We start from the raw sequence: 16,590 nt of genomic DNA, 5'->3' as shown, positions 1-16,590 counted from the left end.
GCTCAGGAAGCGGTGCAGGTGGGCGCCAGGCCGGAGGCGCTGCCGTTGCCCTGGAAACCGAACTCGGTGACCTGGCCGGCACCCAGCCGACCGTTGTAGTCCACGTTGGTGAACCGGACCGTGCCGGTGGTGCCACTGGCCGTCGCACTCCAGGTGTTGGTGACACTCGCGCCACCGGGAAGCGCAACGCTGACGTTCCACCCGTTCGTCCCGGCGGAACCGGCGGTCACCTTCACGGTGGCGACGAACCCACCGGTCCACGAGTTGACCGACACCGACGCCGAGCAACCGTCCGGCGTCCCCGGTGGCGGGGTCGTGGGCGGCGGGTCGGTGGGCGGCGGGGTCGTCGGCGGCGGGTCCGTGGGGATGCCCGGGCCGGCGTTGAGCGCGTCCAGGACGGCCGTGTACGCGGCCTTCTTGTTGCCGTTGCAGTCGAAGAGCAGGGCGTTGTCCGAACCCCGCCACGAGTCACAGTCGCGCACGCCCCAGGTGGTGATGCCGGTGCAACGCGAGACAGCCAGGCAGGCGCGGGTGACCGAGCCGTAGATGTTGGCCTGGTTGCCGCCGGTCATCACGTCCAGCTCGGTGATCTGCACGTCCACGCCGAGGTCGGCGAAACGCTGCAGGTTGGCCTGGTAGTCACCGGCCAACGACGTGCCCAGGTGCGACTGGAAACCCACACAGTCGATCGGCACCCCACGGGACTTGAAGTCCCGCACCATGTTGTAGATGCCCGTCGACTTCGCGTTGATCCCATCGGTGTTGTAGTCGTTGTAACACAACTTCGCACCCGGATCCGCCGCCCGCGCGGCCCGGAACGCCGCCTCGATCCAGTCGTTACCGGTGCGCTGCAGGTTCGAATCACGACGCCCACCACTACCACCGTCGGCGAACGCCTCGTTCACCACATCCCACGAGTGGATCTTGCCCCGGAAATGCGTCGCCACCTGCGTCACATGATTGATCGCCGCGTTCCGCAACGCGCTACCCGACATCCCCTGCGCCCAGCCCGGCTGCTGCTGATACCACAACAGCGCATGACCCCGCACACTCATGCCGTTGGCCTGTGCATGACTGACCAACCGATCACCACCGCCGTAGTTGAACTGACCCTGCTGCGGCTCGGTGGCGTCCCACTTCATCTCGTTCTCGGCCACGACACTGTTGAACTCACGGTTCAGGATGGTCGTGTACGCGCTGGTGGAGAGCTTGCCCGTCGCGACGGCCGCACCGAAATAGCGACCCTTCTCCGCCGCCGCGGCCCGCAGGGTCGTGCCAGCGCTGGCCGCGGTGGTCATCGTCAGTGTCATTCCGGCTGCCAGGGCGCCGGCCACTGCGATGGTCACCGCCGCTCGCAGGGCTCGTTTGTGCTTCATGCGACTTCCTTCTCTGTGGTGGTTCAGCGATGGAGGTGCAGCGCCCGAATCTGCTCCCGCGAATGTCGGAGAGACCGGCGACGGCGATGTCAGCGCCGACGCCAGTGCCGATTGCGGATTCGTCCAACCACCGGCGGGACCGTGACGAGCGAGAGCCCGGTGGCCGTCACGGCACCGTTGGTGGGAGCCCTGTCACGACGTCCGGCATGCCCTGGGCGGACGTCGTGTGCGGAGGTGCGACCGGCAGGCTCGCCCGGTGAGCCACAGGTGCGGCCGCCCTCACCCATCGACTGTGAGCGATAACATGCCGTTCGTCAAGCATCGAGTGGTGCTCGCGCCGATCCCGCGCTGCGGCGGACTGCCGGAGCCGTACGGGCACGGCTCCGGCACCGCGCGTCACTGGAACGAGGCGTCGTCGACGAGGAGACTGTCGGTGCCTGCCGCCGTCTCCACGTAGAACGTGGCCCCGGTCAGCGTGCCGCTCCACGAGACGGTCGCCGTGCCGGTGAGCTGGGTCCAGCCGTTGACGTTCACGTCCGCCGTCGGCGTCAGCTGAAGGTAGTTCGTCGTGCCGTTGGCGGTCAGCGCGATGGTCGCCTTCACGGACGGTGTGCCGCTCTGCGCGCGTACCCAGACGCTCGTGGTGTAGCTCTTGCCGTTGGTGAGCTTCGAGGTCACGTCCTGGCTGGGGCCGTTCCACGCCGAGGTGCGCCCGGTGATCGACAGCGATCCGCTGCCGCCGTGCACGACCGAGGTGTTGGTGGAGAGCGTGCCGCTGCCGTTCACGCCCCAACCCGTCGTGCCGCTCTCGACGTTGCCGTTGGTCAGGACGTTCCCGCTGCCGCCGGTGCCACCGAACTGCCACCAGTTGAGGTTGAACAGGTTGCCGCTGCCGCCGACGAAGCGCAGGTACAGGTCACGCGTGCCGGTCGCGCCGCTCACCGCGCAGGTGGTGGTGGCCCAGGTCTGCCAGCCGCCGGTGCCACCCACGGTGCAGGTGCCGACGACCGGGCCGCTGGCACTGTCGAGCCGCACCTCGATCCGGCCGCCGCTGGTCGCCGAGGCGACCCGGGCGCTGAACGAGGTCGCGCCGCCGCCGAAGGCGACCCCCTTGACCTTGACGTAGTCGCCGTTCTCGATCCAGCCGACGTTCATGCCGCCCTCGCTGGACGGTTCCGTCTCGATACCGGAACCCCAGGCGATCGTCTCGGCCTCCTGCCGCCCGTACGGATTCAGCGTGCCCACCTGCGGCGCCCCGGCGGTGCTCATGGTGATCGTCGGGATGGTGCCGTTGGAGTTGTAGGTGAACTTCTCCACCGCCACCGAGCGCGTGTAACCGCCACCGCCGGGCAACGCCCCGTTGTGGTAGAAGAAGTACGAGCCGCCGTTGAAGTCGATGACACCGGCGTGGTTGGTGAAGCTGCCGCCCTGCCGAGGCATGATCGTCCCCCGGTACGTCCACGGTCCGGTCGGGCCCGGCGCGGTGGAGTAGGCGATGAACTCCGAGCAGCACTCGGCCGCGAACACGTTGTAGTACAACCCGTTGCGCTTGAAGACCCACGGCCCCTCCTCGTAGAGGGTGGGCCGACTCGCGTTGCCGGTCCGGGTGCCGAACCCCGCCGTGGTAAGCGTGATCCGGGTCGCGCTGCCGGAGTAGGAGATCATGTCCGAGTTCAGCTTCACGTACCACAGGCCCGGGTTGCCCCAGTACAGGGACGCCTGCCCGTCGTCGTCGATGAACACGGACGGGTCGATCTCGTTGTTGCCGACCAGAGGTCGGCCGATGGCGTCCCGGAACGGCCCGGTCGGGCTGTCCGCCACCCCCACTCCGATGACCATCTGCCCGTTCGAGCGCTGGCGCACCGGCACATACCAGTAGAACTTGCCGTTGCGGGCGATGACCTGCCCGGCCCACGCGTTGGCGTCCGCCCAGGCGAAGGTCGACAGGCTCATCGGCGACCCGTGGTCGGTCCAGTTGACCATGTCGGCGGACGACCAGACGCGCCACTCACGCATGGTGAAGTAGGTGGAGCCGTCCTCGTCGTGTCCGGTGTAGAGGTACACCCGGCCGTTGTGCACCAGGGGTGCCGGATCGGCGGTGTAGATGTGCTGGACGATGGGGTTGTCGGCCCTGGCCGTGCCGGGCACCAGTGCCAGCACGCAGACGATGCTCGCCAGCCAGGCGACGGCGCGTCGGGCGCGGCTGCCGGCGCCGGTTCTGCTGCGATCTTTCACCTTCACGATTTCTCCTACCGAATGCGCGGTGCGCGATGTCTGACTCGGCGGACTGCCGCCACCCGGCTGCCGATCGAGCGGGCGTTCGTTGTCGCCAGACCCAGCAGCACAAACGGGCATCCTGTTAGCGCTAACAGGTGATCGCCAATACCCCCTTTCACTGCCTCTGACCTGGGTTTTTGAGCTGGCGTGAGACGACCGGCGCAACCTCGCCGTAACGCTGATGTATCAGCGTTGACATCCACGTTTTACGATGCACCGTACTGAGGGGTGCGGCGGGCGTCAACGGAGGGCAGGTCATCATGATCCGCCACCCGCAGATTTGGTCCATTCCGCCATAACCTCTATTTCGGACCACGTCGGAGCCCTCAGACCGTCGCCGAGGTGGGACACGACGCGGCCAGTCGTCCGAGGCGCGAGTTCGGCACGACCGGATCGGACAGCAGGCGTCACGGGGGTTGCGGGCATGTTAACGACCAACTATGTTAGCGATCACATTGACGTGGAGCGATTACACCGGGCAGCACGTGGAAGTCCACAGCGGCAGCACCCCCACCCGCGACGGCCGCCGCCGGCGCGCCCAGCCCCGCCCGCCGTTGCGGTCGTCCACCACCAGACCCGTCCCGCTGTCACAAGTCCCTTTGGAGGTTCCATGCCACCCCTCAGCCGCCGACACCTGCTCCAGGCCGCCGGAGCCACAGTGGTGCTCTCCGCGACCGGCACCACTGTCGCCGCCGGCAGCGCGGCTGCGGCCGTGGTGCCACCGGTCCGGCCGGACATCGGCGTCTCGGCGTACCCGTTCGACCTCGGCCAGGTACGCCTGACCAGCGGCCGCTGGATGGACAACCAGACACGGACGCTCAACTACCTGCGGTTCGTCGACGTCGACCGCATGCTCTACAACTTCCGCGCCAACCACCGGCTGTCCACCAACGGTGCCGCCACCAACGGCGGCTGGGACGCGCCGAACTTCCCCTTCCGGACCCACATGCAGGGGCACTTCCTGACCGCCTGGGCGTACGCGTACGCGGTGCTGGGCGACACCACCTGCCGGGACAAGGCGAACTACATGGTGGCCGAGCTGGCCAAGTGCCAGGCGAACAACGGGGCTGCCGGTTTCGGCGCGGGTTACCTCTCCGGTTTCCCCGAGTCCGACTTCACAGCGCTGGAGGCGCGGACGTTGTCCAACGGCAACGTGCCCTACTACTGCATCCACAAGACCCTCGCCGGGCTGCTCGACGTCTGGCGCTACACCGGCAACACGCAGGCCCGTACGGTGTTGCTGTCCCTCGCGGGCTGGGTCGACACCCGCACGGCCCGGCTCAGCTCCAGCCAGATGCAGTCGATGCTGGGCACCGAGTTCGGCGGCATGAACGACGTGCTCACCGACATCTACCAGCAGACCGGCGACACCCGGTGGCTCACCGCCGCCCAGCGCTTCGACCACGCCGCCGTGTTCAACCCCCTGGCCTCCAACCAGGACCAGCTCTCCGGCCTGCACGCCAACACCCAGGTCCCCAAGTGGGTGGGCGCCGCCCGGGAGTTCAAGGCCACCGGGACCACCCGTTACCGGGACATCGCCAGCAACGCGTGGAACATCACCGTCGGCGCGCACTCCTACGTCATCGGCGGCAACAGCCAGGCCGAGCACTTCCGGGCACCCAACGCGATCGCCGGATATCTCAACAACGACACCTGCGAGCAGTGCAACACCTACAACATGCTCAAGCTGACCCGGGAGCTGTGGCTGCTCGACCCGAACCGGGCGGACTACTTCGACTTCTACGAGCGCGCGACGATCAACCACCTGATCGGCGGACAGAACCCGGCGGACAGCCACGGCCACATCACCTACTTCACCCCGTTGCGGCCGGGCGGGCGTCGAGGCGTGGGGCCGGCGTGGGGCGGCGGCACCTGGAGCACGGACTACAACTCGTTCTGGTGCTGCCAGGGCACCGGCCTGGAGATCAACACGAGGTTGATGGACTCCATCTACTTCCACAACGGCACGACGCTGACCGTGAACCTGTTCACGCCGTCGGTGCTGACCTGGTCGCAACGCGGCATCACGGTCACGCAGAGCACCAACTACCCGGTCAGTGACACCAGCACGCTGACCCTGTCCGGGTCGATGAGCGGCTCGTGGAGCATCCGGGTGCGGATCCCGTCCTGGACCAACGGCGCCACGATCGCCGTGAACGGCACGGTGCAGAACGTCGCCACCACACCGGGCAGCTACGCCACGGTCACCCGCACCTGGGCCGCCGGCGACACCATCACCGTGCGCCTGCCGATGCAGGTCGTCGTGCGGGCCGCCAACGACAACGCCAACGTCGCCGCGGTCACGTACGGCCCGTCGGTGCTGGCCGGCAACTACGGCAACACCGCCCTGAGCACCCTGCCGGCACTCACCGTCTCGTCGATCTCCCGGACCAGCACCACGGCACTGGCGTTCACCGCGAACGCCAACGGGTCCACTGTCAACCTGGCCCCCTTCCAGGACGCCCACGGATACAACTACACCGTCTACTGGAGCACCAGCGGCGGCGGCAGCACCGGCGGCAGCAGCCGCCTGGTCAACGTCGGCACCGGGCTGGTCCTCGGCGTTCAGAACATGTCCACCGCCGACGGCGGGCTGGCGGTGCAGTGGGGCGACAGCGGCACCGCCGACCACAACTGGGTGATCGTGACCGACGGCAACGCGGTCCGGTTCCGCAACGTCAACAGCGGCAAGGTCCTCGGCGTGGAGAACATGTCCACGGCGGACAACGCCCGGGTCCTGCAATGGTCGGACAACGGCACCGCGGACCACCGGTGGATCCTGGTGGACAACGGCGACGGCACCTACAAGATCCGCAACGTCAACAGCAACAAGCTGCTCGGGATCCTGAACGGGTCGACCGCGTGGGGCGCGCAGGCCGTACAGGACTCGGACAACGGCAGCGCGGACAACCGGTGGCGGCTCGTCCGCAACCCCTGAGATCCGCAGTTGCACGCGTCACCGGCGCGGCTCCCGAGGGCCGTGCCGGTGACGTCGGGCGTCGCACGCCGGGCGGGCGGACGGCAGCGGTCGTACAGTGGATCGGGTCCTGGCCCCAGTGATCGTGGCGGATGGGTCGGCTCGTGCCGCCTCGCCGCCCGGAAGGAGCACAGTGAACCGACCCCTCAGGGCCGCCCTCGGCGGCGCCCTGACCGCCGCCCTCCTGACCTCGGTCGCCGTCGCGCCCGCGCAGGCGCACCCCGGAGTCCGGCCACCCACCGTCCTCGCCCTGCCCGACGGGTTCCAGCCCGAAGGCATCGCCACCGCGGGCCGGTACGCCTACCTCGGCTCCCGCGCGACGGGCGCCATCCAGCGCGTCGACCTGATCACCGGCCGGGGCACGACGATCGGTGCGCCCACCGGCACACCGTCGCTCGGCCTCAAGGTCGACGCGCGCGGCCGGCTGTTCGTCTCCGGCGGCACGGCCGGCGACGCCCGCGTGCTCGACACCCGCACCGGCGAGGTGCTGGCCCGCTACCAGTTCGCCACCGCCCCGACGTTCGTCAACGACGTCGTCCTGACCCGCCACGCCGCATACTTCACCGACTCCAACCGCCCGGTGCTCTACCGGCTGCCGCTCGGCCGCGGTGGCGCGCTGCCGCCCGCCGACGGCTTCACCACCATCGCGCTGACCGGCGCGTACGAGCAGGTCGGCACCGGCGTCAACCTCAACGGCATCACCACCACACCGGACGGCAAGGCGTTGATCGTCGTCCAGTCGACCACCGGCACGCTGTTCCGGGTCGACCCGGCGACCGGCGTGAGCACCGTCGTGGACGTGCCCGGCCACACCTTCACCAACGGCGACGGGCTGCTGCTGCTCGGCCGCACCCTGCACGTCGTGCAGAACCGCCTCAACCAGATCGCGGTGGTCACGCTCAACCACGCCGGCACCGCCGGAACTCTCACCACCACCATCACGGACCCGAACTTCGACGTCCCCACGACCGTCGCCAAGGCACTCGGCCGGCTCTACCTGCCCAACGCCCGCTTCACCACCCCACCGACCCCGACCACGCCGTACACGGTCGTCGCGGTCCGCGCGCGCTGACCAGCCCGATGGGGGTACGCGCACCCGCGTGCCCCCATCGGCATCCCGCGCGGGGTGAGGCGGCGGCCGGCCGCGAGTACGATCACGGGCACCGCGGCGACGACTGTCGCCTCCCCCACCCGGAGTGCGCGTGGCCAATCGTCTGCACCGGTTCCCGCGCCGAGCCCTGGCCGTGGGCCTCCTGATCGTCGCCGCCGGGCTGCCGGCCGGGCCGACGGTGGCCAGTTCCACGGAGACCGGCAGACCCACGGTCCTGCGGATGCTCCAGCTGAACCTCTGCAACAGTGGCCGCGCCGGCTGCTACACCGGCCGGTCCGTCGCCGTCGCCTCCGACGTGATCAGGGCCGAGGCCCCCGACCTGGTCACCCTGAACGAGATCTGCGACGACGACGTGCCCGCCCTGCGGGGCGTGTTCGAGACCGTCCACCCGGGTCGCAGCGTCGTGGCCGCGTTCCAGGCCGCGGGCGACCGGCCCAGCGGCGCCGACACAAGGTGTCGCAACGGTCAGCCGTACGGCATCGGGCTGCTGGCCCACGTCCGGACGCCGGACACCCCGCGCGTCGTGTACAGCGGCATCCACCCGACGCAGGACCTCGCGGACCCGGAGGAACGGGCCTGGCTCTGCGTCGACGTCGACGGCGGCCTGCTCGCCTGCACCACGCACCTGGCCAACACCGGTTACCGCGTCGCGCTCGCCCAGTGCGGCCACCTGCTCGACACGATCCTGCCGACGATCCTCAGAGGCACCGGCTCCGGGCCCGCCGTGCTCGGTGGTGACCTCAATCTGCGGGCCGACGACCCCGACGTGCGCTCCTGTGCGCCGCCGGGCCACTCCCGGGTCGACGACGGCGCACGACAACACATCGTGGCGACAACCGGCATCACACTCTGTTGCCGCAGGTCGGTGACCATGCACGGAGCCACCGACCACCCCGGGCTGCTGGCCACCGTCGTCATCGACGGCAGCCGGCCCGGGCGCCCGCCGACGTGAGCCGCCGGTGACCTGTCCGCCCGTCGCGGGTCAGCGGGGCGGGGTGTCCCGACGGGACGGGGTGTCCCGACGGGACGGGAACGGGGTGCCGGGCTGGCCGAGGGTGGAGCGGGCGCGCAGACCGACCGGGTCCGGGGCGGCGACGGGCGTCGCCGCGGCCGGTTCCGCGACCCGACGCCCGTCCAGGTACGCCGCGGCGGCCCGGTCGTCGTCGGTCGGGGCGGCGAGCAGGGCGTAGAGCAGACCGACCACCCCGAAGATCACCGCCAGCATGATCGGCACCAGCAGGGTGCTCACCCCGGCGCCGGTGACCTCGCCCGCCCGTTCGTGGCGGTGCACCGACAGGGCGCTCATCCCGGTGAAGTGCATCCCGTTCACGGCGACACCCATGACCAGCGCGGAGGCGAAGATCGCCAACCCGCGGCGGACCGTCATCGCGAGCCACAGCGCGACGGTGGACGCCACGACGGCGATGACCACGGAGAGCACGACCCGGACGGTGTCGTAGCCGAGGCTGCCGTTGAGCCGCATCGCCGCCATGCCCGTGTAGTGCATGGACGCCACACCGGCACCGGTGAAGATGCCGCCCGCGATCAGTCGCACCGCGTTCAACCGGCCGGTGCCCACGATGGCCAGGCCGATCCCGACCGCCACCACCGCGATCGCCGTGCTGGCCACGGTCAGCGGCACGTCGTAGCGGATCCGGGTGTTCTCGACGGCGAACCCGAGCATGGCCATGAAGTGCATCGCCCAGATGGCGGTGCCGCCCAGTGCCCAGGCCGACAGCAGACCCCACCAGGCCCGCTGGCCGTTCGTCTGCGCCCTGCGGATTCGCCCGGCGCAGACCAGACCGAGGATCGAGCCGAGCACGGACAGCGCGTAGCTCAGCGCGGGCGTGATCCACCCGTACTCAAAGTGATTGATCTCCGCCACGGCGGTTTCTCCCCATTTGTTAGCGGCGCGTCAACAAGGCGCTCCGGCAATGATCAGGGGTGCCGTGATCAGGCGCAACAGCGCCCCCCGGGCTATCCGGGGGGTGCTGTCACGGTGACCGTCCGATGCGTCGATTCGACACCGATGGTGATCGAATGTGGTGATCAGGCCGAAGTGTGGTACGCCAGGACACCCCGGTTGATCGCCGCGATCGCCTGCCGTGCCGTGGAACGCAGCTCCGGGGAGGCGCCGCCGGAATCGGCGAGCTGACCGAGGAGGTCGACCACCTGTCGCGCCCACCGGACGAAGTCACCGGCGGGCATCTCACCGTCGATCTCGTGACCGCTGCCGAGCACCTTGGCCAGCACCTCGCCCCGGGCCCACCGGTAGACCGGCCAGGCGAAGCCGAGATCCGGCTCCCGGGTCGCGTTCAGCCCGCGCGCCGCCTCGTCGGCCTCGATCTCCCCCCACAGCTTCAACGTCTCGTCGACCGCGTCGGCCACCGGCCCGCGCGGCAGCGACGCCCGCTCGTCGACGTCGCGGCGCGCCTCGAAGACCACCACGGACACCGCGGCGGCCAACTCGGCCGGGGACAGGCCGTTCCACACTCCCCGGCGCAGGCACTCGGCGACCAGCAGGTCCGCCTCGGTCCAGATCCGGCCGAGCATCCGCCCCGCGTCGGTGACCGCGCCGTCGCGAGCGAGGTAGCCACGGTCGGTCAACAGCGCGACGATCCGGTCGAAGGTGCGGGCGAGGGACCCGGTACGCCCGGAGACGCGCTCGCGCAGTTCCTCGGTGTCGCGCTCCAGCCGCCGACGCCGTTCCGCCCAGCGGGCGTGGTCCTCCCGCTCCGGGCAGGCGTGGCAGGGGTGGTTACGCAGCTCGGTGCGGAGCTGGGTGATCTGGTGGTCCTCCCCGGACACCTGTCGGGAACGGCCACCCCGTCGGCCGCCGTGCCGGTCCAGACCGGTGCCGCTGACCTCGGCGGCGAGATCCCGCCGAGCACCCGGCGAACGGTGGTTGAAGTGCTTGGGCACCCGGATCCGGGCCAGCACCTCGGCGGGGGTGGTGAAGTCGCCGGGGCTGACCCGTCCGGCCCAGCGGTCCTGGGTGAGCACCAGCGGCCGGGGCTCACCGAACCCACCGGTCGCCGGGTCCAGCACGACCGCCAGCCCGGCCCGACGGCCCGACGGCACCCGGATCACGTCGCCGACGCGCAGCCGCTCCAGCGACGCCACCGCGGCGGCCTTGCGCTGGGTCTGCCCCTGCCGGGCGATGGCCTTCTCCCGATCGGCAATCGCCACCCGCAGCGCGAAGTACTCGTCGAAGTCGCCGTGGTGGCAGGCGGCCTCCGCGCCGTACGCCTCGATCGTCTCGGTGTTGCGCTGCACCTGCCGGGCCAGACCCACCACCGACCGGTCCGCCTGGAACTGGGCGAACGAGGACTCCAGCAGCGCCCGGGCCGGCTCCGCGCCGACAGTGCCGACCAGGTTCACCGCCATGTTGTACGAGGGCCGGAAGCTGGAGCGCAGCGGGTAGGTGCGGGTGGACGCGAGCCCGGCCACCTGCCGTGGGTCGGTCTCCGGGGACCACACCACGACGGCGTGCCCCTCCACGTCGATGCCCCGGCGACCGGCGCGCCCGGTGAGCTGCGTGTATTCCCCCGGGGTCAGGTCGACGTGCGCCTCACCGTTGTACTTGACCAGCCGTTCCAGGACCACGCAGCGGGCCGGCATGTTGATGCCCAGCGCCAGCGTCTCGGTGGCGAAGACCGCCTTGACCAGGCCGCGGACGAACAACTCCTCGACGATCTCCTTGAACACCGGCAGCATGCCGGCGTGGTGGGCGGCCAGGCCGCGCTCCAGGCCGTCGAGCCACTCCCAGTAGCCCAGCACCGTCAGGTCCTCGCCGGGGATGGCGGTGACCCGGGACTCGACCACCTGGCGGATCTCGGCCCGCTCGTCCGGCGAGGTCAGCCGGAGCCCGGCGGCGAGGCACTGCTGCACCGCGGCGGCGCAGCCGGCCCGACTGAAGATGAACAGAATCGCCGGCAGCAGACCCTCACGGTCCAGTCGGTCGACGATGTCGGGGCGCATCGGGCCACGCCAGCGCGGGCCGCGCCGACCAGCGCCGGGCCCCGCGCTGCGTCCCTCGCCCAGATCCAGCCGCCGCACGGTCTCCCGGGTGTAGCGCAGCAACTCGGGGTGCACGTCGTGTTTGCGGGCGGCGTCGGCGTCGTGGAACAGGTCGAACATCCGCTTGCCGACCAGCATGTGCTGCCACAACGGCACCGGCCGGTGTTCGCTGACCACCACCGCGGTCTCGCCTCGCACGGTGACCAGCCAGTCGGCGAACTCCTCGGCGTTGGAGACCGTCGCCGACAACGAGACCAGGGTGACCGAGGCTGGAAGGTGGATGATCACCTCTTCCCACACCCCGCCACGGAACCGGTCGGCCAGGTAGTGCACCTCGTCCATCACCACGTACGCCAGCCCCTGCAGCGTGCTGGAGCCCGCGTAGAGCATGTTGCGCAGCACCTCGGTGGTCATCACGACCACTGGCGCATCGCCGTTGATCGCGTTGTCGCCGGTCAGCAGACCGACCTGCTCGGCGCCGTACCGGGCGACCAGGTCGTGGTACTTCTGGTTGGACAGCGCCTTGATCGGCGTGGTGTAGAAACACTTGCGCCGGGGCGGCGGGGTCGCCGTGTCGTCGGCGGTCACGGGGTCGTCGGGCCGCCCCCGCAACGCCAGGTGGACGGCGAACTCGCCGACCACCGTCTTGCCGGCGCCGGTGGGTGCGCAGACCAGCACACCGCTGCCCCGCTCCAGCGACTGACACGCCTCACGCTGAAAGTCGTCGAGGTCGAACCCCAGGTCAAGGGCGAACTCGTCCAGCGCGGGAAACTGTGAGGCCTGCGCGGCCCGGCGGCGCGCCGCTGCGTAACGCTCGGCGGGACTCGACATGACACCAAGATTAGTGCGTGCCGGGACACGACACCCCACAAGGCCGTCCGGAGGTGCCATCGGGGGCGGTCGGTAGGGTGCACGGCGTGCCGGACCATGCCGAACCGACCCAGACTCCTTCGCCGGGCAACGAGGCCGCCGCCCCCAGGGCGTCCCGACGGCCCGTGAAGGCGGTGCTCTTCGACTTCCACGGCACCCTGGCCCAGGTGGAGGAGCCCCGGCAGTGGGTGCTGGAGGCCGCGGCGGCGTGCGGGGTCACCCTGGATCGGGTCCGAGCCACCTCGCTGGCCGACCGGCTCCTCACCGCCGGGCGTGCCGGAGGGCCCCTGCCGGCGCGGGTGCCACCACGGTTGGCCGAGCTGTGGGCCGACCGGGACCTCTACCAACACGCCCACCGGGGCGCGTACACCGGGCTGGCCGAGACGGTCGACGCGGGCATCGAGGGTTTCGCCGACGCGCTCTACGAGCGGCTGCTGACCGCCGAGGGCTGGCTGCCGTACGCGGACACCGAGCCCACGCTGACCGCGTTGCGCGACGCCGGGGTGCCGGTCGCCGTGGTCAGCAACATCGGCTTCGACCTGCGGCCGCACTTCGACACGTGGGGTTTGACCGACCTGGTCGGCGCGTTCGTGCTCTCCTACGAGGTGGGGCGCTGCAAGCCCGACCCGGCGATCTTCTGGCGCGCCTGCGGGATGCTCGGTGTCGACCCGGAACAGACGCTGATGGTCGGTGACACACCAGCCGACGCGGGCGCGGTGACCGCCGGCTGCGCGGCGCTGGTGCTCCCGGCCGCCGAACCCGGTCGGGAGAACGGGCTGGGCGCCGTCCTCGATCTCGCCCTGCCGGCCTGACCTGTGGTTTCCGTGCCGTCAGCGGGGAATGTGGATCACTGGTAGCTCGCCGTCGCCGTACCGGTCCTCAGCGGTCAGGATCGAGGCGTCGTGTTCGAGGACGGCCAGCGCCGTGGTGGCCAGATCGGTACGGCCCGTCACCGTGCGCCAGAAGCTGAGTTCGTGCCAGGAGTGCCCCTCGGTGGAGAGCACCTCACAGGCGTCCAGGGTCAGCAGGCGGTGCAGGGTCGCTCGTTCCTTCGGGTCGGTGACGATCGCCAGGGCCTCCGCCGCGGTCACGGCGGTGACGCCGAACCTGTTGCGGTCCTGGATGACCTCGTGCAGCGGCTCCCCGACATGCACCGACCCCGCCAGGTATGCCAGCAGTGCCGACCGGTCCAGCACGAGCCGGACCGGGCGGTCGTCCTCGGGGCTCACGCGGCCGGTTGTTCGGGCGTACCGGCGGCGGCGTCCAGCGCGTGCTGGCGGACCCGCTCGCGAAGGGCGCTGCGGCGCTCCGGGGACCAGTCGGCCTCCACGGCGGCCCGGCGGGCACGCGCCTCGGCCACGCCCTGCTCGGTGATCGGGATGCCCTGGTGGGCCAGCTCCGCGTCCAGGGCGTCCAGCCGCATCCGGTCACGGACGGCCTGGGTGATGTACGCGCTCGCGTTGGTTTCGCGCTCCAGGCGCTCAGCCACATCGGGTGGCACGGAGATGGACAGTTTCCTCATCGCGCTGGTCATACCAGCGACCGTACGCCGGTAGCACCACGTTGGCGACCGCTTACGGCCGTGTCGGCCCAGCCTTGGGCACGAGTCGAGGAAAGGGCTCGCCCTTGTCGGCCGGTGGACCCGCCGAAGGATGGCCGTAAGGGGCCGCCTACCGTCGTGCCCGTGACCGAGATCCTGCTGCCCACGCCACCACCGGCCGACGCACCACCGGCCCGGCGCGGTGGCGTCGCCGCCGTGGGCCTGGTGCTCGGCGGGGCCCTCTCGGTGCAGTTCGGCTCCGCCGTGGCCGCGCTGCTCTTCCCGCGCACCGGGGTGGCCGGCGCCGTGACCCTGCGGTTGACGATCTCAGCGGTGCTGCTGCTCATCGTGTGCCGGCCCCGGATGCGCGGCCACGACCGTTCGGCCTGGCTCGCGGCGGGCGCGTTCGGGTTGGCGCTGGCCGGCATGAACTCGCTCTTCTACCAGGCCATCGAACGCATCCCGCTGGGTCCGGCGGTGACGCTGGAGGTGCTCGGCCCGTTGGCGCTGTCGGTGTTCAGCGCCCGACGACTGGCCAGCTGGGGCTGGGCGGGACTCGCGCTGGCCGGGGTGGCGCTGCTCGGCCAGGGCGGCTTCGACCGACTGGACCCGGTCGGCGTGGCCTTCGCGTTCGGCGCCGGCGCCATGTGGGCCGCATACATCGTGCTGAGCGCGCGCGTCGGCAGCCGGTTCCCGGGCGCGGACGGGCTGGCCCTGGCACTGACCCTCGCCGCGCTGGTCACCCTGCCGCTGGGCATCGTCGACGGCGGCGCGGTGCTGCTCGACCCGCCGGTGCTGGCGCTGGGCACCGCCCTCGCGGTGCTCGCCTCCGGCCTGCCCTACACGCTGGAGCTGCTGGCGCTGCGGCGGATGCCCACCGCCACCTTCGCCGTGCTGATGAGCCTCGGGCCGGCCATCGCCACGCTCGCCGGGTGGTTGGTGCTGCGACAGGCCCTGACCCTGCTGGAGTGCGCCGCCATCGTGCTGGTCATCGCGGCCAGCATCGGGGCGGTACGGGTCAACGCAACAGTCGCAGGGCGCCCGGGACGGCGCTGATCGTCACCGGCAGGCCCAACGAGCGTTCCCCGTCGGCGTACGTGGTGATGCCCTCGGCGCTCAACTCCACGGTGCGGGCGCGGAAGCTGCGCACGAGCGGGTGGCTGACGTGGGTGCCCTGGTAGATGCGCGGCTTCACCCGGATCAGGGTCCGCCGGTTGACCCGGCCCGCCACCACCACGTCGAGCAGCCCGTCGGTCGGGTCGGCGTCGGGGCAGATCCGCATCCCGCCGCCGTACGTCGGGCAGTTGCCCACCGCCACCAGCACCGCGTCCAACTCGTGCGGCACCCCGTCGAGGCGCAGCGTGTAGCGGCGGGGGCGCAGCCGGGCCAGCTCGACCAGGATCGCCAGATCGTAGCGGCGAGGGCCACGCGGCCAGCGCATCCGGTTGGCCCGCTCGTTGACGATCGCGTCGAACCCGGCCGCGAGGACCGCCCCGTACCAGCGCTCGGTGCCGTCGCCGCCGGTCATCCGGGCCAGGTCCACGGCGCTGGTTCGGCCGGCGCGCACCGCGTCGGCGATCACCTCCGCCGCTGCGAGGGGGTCAGCCGGAAAACCCGTGTCCAGGGCGAAGTCGTTGCCGGTGCCGGCCGGGATCGGGCCGAACGGCACATCCGTGCCGGCGACCGCCTGCAACGCCCGGTGCACGGTTCCGTCCCCGCCGATCGCAACCAGCGCGCCCGCACCGTCGGCGACCGCAGCACGGCACGCCGCCTCCGCCTCGGCCGGACCGGTTGCCGTCAGCAGCCGGATCGGTCGCCCGGCGGCAGCCAGACCGTCCAGCAGCCGTGGCAGCAGAGCGCTGTAACGGCCTCGCCCAGCGGCCGAGTTGGCGAGCACGGCGACGGGGCCGTTCAGGTGATCTTCTGCGGTCACGGGCAGCACCGTAGCGGTCGGGCGACGGCCGGCCAAGCCGCATTCAGACGGCGCTGCACGGCGAAACGGTATTCACACCTGCCGTAAACCGAGCAGGCCGAGAAAAGTGAACAACGCGCCCACTGTCAGCGGCAGACCGACCTTCACCAGGTGGTGCCTGAACGAGGCCAGTCTCGGGTCGTTCGGCCGCCCCGGCGGGTAGATCACCGGAACCTCCTCCCCGACGCTGTGGACAAGTCCGCTGGTTCGTATGGCGACCGTGAACTGGCGCTTTCTGCCGTTCTCGTCGACGAAGGCGATCACCGGTGCGTAGAGCGTGCCGTCGTCGACGGTCCTCTCGTGGCCTATCACTGTGCCGACAGATGCCACGCCGGTTCGGCGCAGCTTCCGGATCCCCCATGCCTGCACCACGCCGACACACGCAAGGGACGCACCTATGAGAATGGTGATGACGGCACCGGAGTTCATGGATGCATGATGCCCTTC

The 16,590-nt window shown here is 70.7% G+C and carries 13 protein-coding genes; 5 read left to right on the top strand and 8 right to left on the bottom strand.

Going from position 1 to position 16,590, the window contains the following annotated elements:
* Positions 1-2: 2 nt before the first annotated feature.
* Together AC3CF1_RS02570 and AC3CF1_RS02565 are read right to left on the bottom strand one after the other, a co-directional pair.
* Positions 3-1,376, bottom strand: a complete 1,374-nt coding sequence (locus AC3CF1_RS02570; RefSeq protein WP_488449431.1) for an endo-1,4-beta-xylanase — start codon at positions 1,374-1,376, stop codon at positions 3-5.
* Positions 1,377-1,772: 396 nt separating this feature from the next.
* A complete protein-coding gene (locus AC3CF1_RS02565) occupies positions 1,773-3,524 on the bottom strand; it encodes a family 43 glycosylhydrolase (RefSeq protein WP_488452030.1) in 1,752 nt (583 codons plus the stop codon).
* Between the two features lie 739 nt (positions 3,525-4,263).
* Here AC3CF1_RS02565 and AC3CF1_RS02560 point away from each other — a divergent pair.
* The 3 genes from AC3CF1_RS02560 to AC3CF1_RS02550 all read left to right on the top strand — a co-directional run bounded on the left by AC3CF1_RS02560 (position 4,264) and on the right by AC3CF1_RS02550 (position 8,693).
* Positions 4,264-6,591, top strand: a complete 2,328-nt coding sequence (locus tag AC3CF1_RS02560; protein WP_327644123.1) for a beta-L-arabinofuranosidase domain-containing protein — start codon at positions 4,264-4,266, stop codon at positions 6,589-6,591.
* Positions 6,592-6,763: 172 nt separating this feature from the next.
* Positions 6,764-7,702, top strand: a complete 939-nt coding sequence (locus tag AC3CF1_RS02555) for an NHL repeat-containing protein (protein WP_488449430.1) — start codon at positions 6,764-6,766, stop codon at positions 7,700-7,702.
* 130 nt (positions 7,703-7,832) lie between these two features.
* Complete coding sequence (locus tag AC3CF1_RS02550) at positions 7,833-8,693, top strand: endonuclease/exonuclease/phosphatase family protein (RefSeq protein ID WP_355162637.1); 861 nt, start codon at positions 7,833-7,835, stop codon at positions 8,691-8,693.
* Positions 8,694-8,723: 30 nt separating this feature from the next.
* On the opposite strand, the gene AC3CF1_RS02545 is transcribed toward AC3CF1_RS02550, so the two are convergent.
* Positions 8,724-9,626 carry an MHYT domain-containing protein gene (locus AC3CF1_RS02545; RefSeq protein ID WP_354983878.1) on the bottom strand — a complete coding sequence of 301 codons (903 nt, stop codon included), beginning with the start codon at positions 9,624-9,626 and terminating at the stop codon, positions 8,724-8,726.
* A gap of 164 nt (positions 9,627-9,790) precedes the next feature.
* The gene (locus tag AC3CF1_RS02540; protein WP_354983879.1) at positions 9,791-12,592 is read right to left on the bottom strand and encodes a DEAD/DEAH box helicase; all 2,802 of its coding nucleotides are present in this window, start codon (positions 12,590-12,592) and stop codon (positions 9,791-9,793) included.
* Positions 12,593-12,678: 86 nt separating this feature from the next.
* Between AC3CF1_RS02540 and AC3CF1_RS02535 the strand changes: the two genes are divergently transcribed.
* Positions 12,679-13,443 (top strand): HAD family hydrolase, encoded by a 765-nt coding sequence (locus AC3CF1_RS02535; RefSeq protein ID WP_354983880.1) that lies wholly within the window; start codon positions 12,679-12,681, stop codon positions 13,441-13,443.
* Positions 13,444-13,461: 18 nt separating this feature from the next.
* Here AC3CF1_RS02535 and AC3CF1_RS02530 read toward each other — a convergent pair whose 3' ends face one another.
* Positions 13,462-13,860, bottom strand: coding sequence for a PIN domain-containing protein (locus AC3CF1_RS02530; protein WP_488449429.1), 399 nt, complete (start codon positions 13,858-13,860; stop codon positions 13,462-13,464).
* Positions 13,857-14,165, bottom strand: coding sequence for a hypothetical protein (locus AC3CF1_RS02525; RefSeq protein ID WP_088948128.1), 309 nt, complete (start codon positions 14,163-14,165; stop codon positions 13,857-13,859). Before AC3CF1_RS02525 ends, AC3CF1_RS02530 begins: the two co-directional genes overlap by 4 nt.
* A 144-nt stretch (positions 14,166-14,309) precedes the next feature.
* On the opposite strand from AC3CF1_RS02525, the gene AC3CF1_RS02520 reads away from it, so the two are divergent.
* Entirely contained in the window at positions 14,310-15,227 is a 918-nt protein-coding gene (locus tag AC3CF1_RS02520; protein WP_488449428.1) for an EamA family transporter, read from the top strand.
* On the opposite strand, the gene AC3CF1_RS02515 is transcribed toward AC3CF1_RS02520, so the two are convergent.
* Both AC3CF1_RS02515 and AC3CF1_RS02510 read right to left on the bottom strand, forming a co-directional pair.
* Positions 15,190-16,113 carry a diacylglycerol kinase gene (locus AC3CF1_RS02515; RefSeq protein ID WP_354983890.1) on the bottom strand — a complete coding sequence of 308 codons (924 nt, stop codon included), beginning with the start codon at positions 16,111-16,113 and terminating at the stop codon, positions 15,190-15,192. The two genes, AC3CF1_RS02520 and AC3CF1_RS02515, sit on opposite strands and share 38 nt — an antisense overlap.
* Before the next feature lie 63 nt (positions 16,114-16,176).
* Positions 16,177-16,572 carry a DUF3592 domain-containing protein gene (locus AC3CF1_RS02510; RefSeq protein ID WP_355163529.1) on the bottom strand — a complete coding sequence of 132 codons (396 nt, stop codon included), beginning with the start codon at positions 16,570-16,572 and terminating at the stop codon, positions 16,177-16,179.
* Between the last annotated feature and the right edge of the window lie 18 nt (positions 16,573-16,590).

It is taken from the genome of Micromonospora sp. MGP-C2 (assembly GCF_057766525.1).
This window is presented reverse-complemented; position numbering and strand designations above follow the sequence as displayed.

Bases quoted from the DNA above. Each gene is read 5' to 3' on its own strand.
- AC3CF1_RS02570 (WP_488449431.1), bottom strand. From the start codon at position 1,376: ATGAAGCACAAACGAGCCCTGCGAGCGGCGGTGACCATCGCAGTGGCC.
- AC3CF1_RS02560 (WP_327644123.1), top strand. From the start codon at position 4,264: ATGCCACCCCTCAGCCGCCGACACCTGCTCCAGGCCGCCGGAGCCACA.
- AC3CF1_RS02540 (WP_354983879.1), bottom strand. From the start codon at position 12,592: ATGTCGAGTCCCGCCGAGCGTTACGCAGCGGCGCGCCGCCGGGCCGCG.
- AC3CF1_RS02525 (WP_088948128.1), bottom strand. From the start codon at position 14,165: ATGACCAGCGCGATGAGGAAACTGTCCATCTCCGTGCCACCCGATGTG.
- AC3CF1_RS02510 (WP_355163529.1), bottom strand. From the start codon at position 16,572: ATGAACTCCGGTGCCGTCATCACCATTCTCATAGGTGCGTCCCTTGCG.